At 64.1% G+C, this 2,116-nt stretch carries 2 protein-coding genes; one reads left to right on the top strand and one right to left on the bottom strand.

The genetic code is table 11. From position 1 onward, the window contains the following. Positions 1-44 precede the first annotated feature (44 nt). Positions 45-611, top strand: coding sequence for a GNAT family N-acetyltransferase (locus DBR22_RS18420; RefSeq protein ID WP_108600201.1), 567 nt, complete (start codon positions 45-47; stop codon positions 609-611). Positions 612-892: 281 nt separating this feature from the next. Here the strand turns inward: DBR22_RS18420 and glnA are convergent. Next, a partial coding sequence (glnA, locus tag DBR22_RS18425; RefSeq protein ID WP_108600202.1) for a type I glutamate--ammonia ligase occupies positions 893-2,116 on the bottom strand: 1,224 nt, incomplete at its 5' end.

A 2,116-nucleotide genomic window follows, 5' to 3' on the forward strand; every position in this document is an offset into this window, starting at 1 on the left:
CCTCTGGGAGGTGCTGTGGATGGATCCGGCGGGACCGCCTGCAGATGATTCCTCACCCGCCGGCGACGAAGGGCGCTGACCTGAAGCGTCCGCCTGCTTCTGTGTGGCTGATTTCCCTTCAAGACCTCGACGCCGATTCCCTCGCCATCCAGCTCGGTGAAGTCGCCCTGATGGAACTGTTGCCGGGCCAAAGCACCTTTGTTGGTGATCCGCTCCGGATGGCGCTGGCAGGGCTGGCCGAGGACTCGCGCTTTCCCTACGTCATCGAGGCGGATGGATACGCCGTAGGAGTGCTGACACTGCAGTCCGGCGCGGCGGGCCTTGCCGGCTGGCCGGACCAGAACTCCGCCTGGCTGCTCCGCGGGTTCCTGATTGACCGGCGCCATCAGGGCCAGGGACTCGGACCGCTGGCCGCTGCGTCCGCCGTGGAAACTGCCGCGAAACTGACCGCCAGGCTGGGAACGGCAGAGACCGGCGTCGTACTTTCCGTCAATGAGGGAAATCCCGCGGGGCGCTCAGCCTACCGGCGTGCGGGTTTTGAGGACCGTGGGCAATATCTTGGCGGCAGTTCCGGTCCGCAGCGGATCATGTACCGGGTCTTCGGGGCATAACACGCGCTGGAACGTAAACATCCGTTCACGACACCCGGGATGCATTTGCCTGGAGGCCCGCAGTGGCCGATCATGTGGATTGGCGGTGTTCCCACACCTTGTTGGGGGGAAGGCTGGAACAGTCTTCGTCTCGGGGGCACACGTCAGGGGGCCGGCTCCTGGTCTCAGCACGTCTGGAGCCGGCCTCCGCCTTAAACACCAAAAAGTCCGCCCGGCTGCGAAGCGGAACTCGCAGCCGGGCGGACTTTTGACGGACTGAACGTGCTCAGCCGCGGGGTTTGCTAGACGCCGTAGTAGAGCTCGAACTCGTAGGGGTTCGGGCGCAGTGACAGCGGGCGGATCTCATTCTCGTACTTGTATTCGATCCAGGTGTCGATCAGGTCCTGGGTGAACACGCCGCCGGCCTGCAGGAACTCGTTGTCCTCTGCAAGGGCGTCCAGTGCCTCTTCGAGGGTGCCCGGTGCCTTGGGGATGTCCTTGGCTTCCTCGGCGGGGAGCTCGTAGAGGTCCTTGTCGATCGGAGCCGGGGGTTCGATGCGGTTGCGGATGCCGTCAATGCCGGCCATCAGCTGGGCGGCGAACGCCAGGTACGGGTTGGAGGAGGGGTCCGGAGCGCGGAACTCGATGCGCTTGGCCTTGGGGTTCGAACCCGTGATCGGGATACGGATACCGGCGGAGCGGTTGCCCTGCGAGTAAACCATGTTGACCGGAGCTTCGAAGCCCTTGACCAGGCGGCGGTAGGAGTTCACCGTCGGGTTGGTGAAGGCCAGCACTGCGGAGGAGTGCTTGAGCAGGCCGCCGATGTACCAGCGGGCGGTGTCGGACAGGCCGGCGTAGCCCTTTTCGTCGTAGAACAGCGGTTCGCCGTTGGTCCACAGCGACTGGTGGCAGTGCATGCCCGAGCCGTTGTCACCGAAGACGGGCTTCGGCATGAAGGTCACGGACTTGCCCCAGGCATCGGCAGTGTTCTTGACGACGTACTTGAACTTCTGGAGATCGTCTGCCGCGTGGGTCAGCGTGGTGAACTTGTAGTTGATTTCAGCCTGGCCGGCGGAACCGACTTCGTGGTGGCTGCGCTCGACCTCAAGGCCTGCTTCGTCCAGGGCGACACACATGGCGTCGCGGAGGTCGGCCTGCTTGTCGGTGGGGGAAACCGGGAAGTAGCCGCCCTTGATGGGGGTCTTGTAGCCGAGGTTTCCGCCCTCTTCTTCGCGGCCGGTGTTCCAGTGGGCTTCTTCTGAGTCGATCTTGTAGAAGCTGCCCTCGGGGGAGGACCGGTACTGGACGTTGTCGAAGACGAAGAACTCGGCTTCGGGAGCGAAGAACGCGGTGTCAGCGATACCGGTGGAAGCGAGGTAGGCCTCAGCCTTCTCGGCTACGCCGCGCGGGTCGCGGTGGTAGGGGTCACCGGTGCGGGGGTTGACGATGGAGAAGTTCAGCGCCAGCGTCTTCTCCATGCGGAAGGTGTCCAGGAATGCAGTGGTGACGTCCGGGATCAGCTGCAT

This window comes from Arthrobacter sp. HMWF013 (assembly GCF_003061105.1).
Classification (GTDB): Bacteria; Actinomycetota; Actinomycetes; order Actinomycetales; family Micrococcaceae; genus Arthrobacter.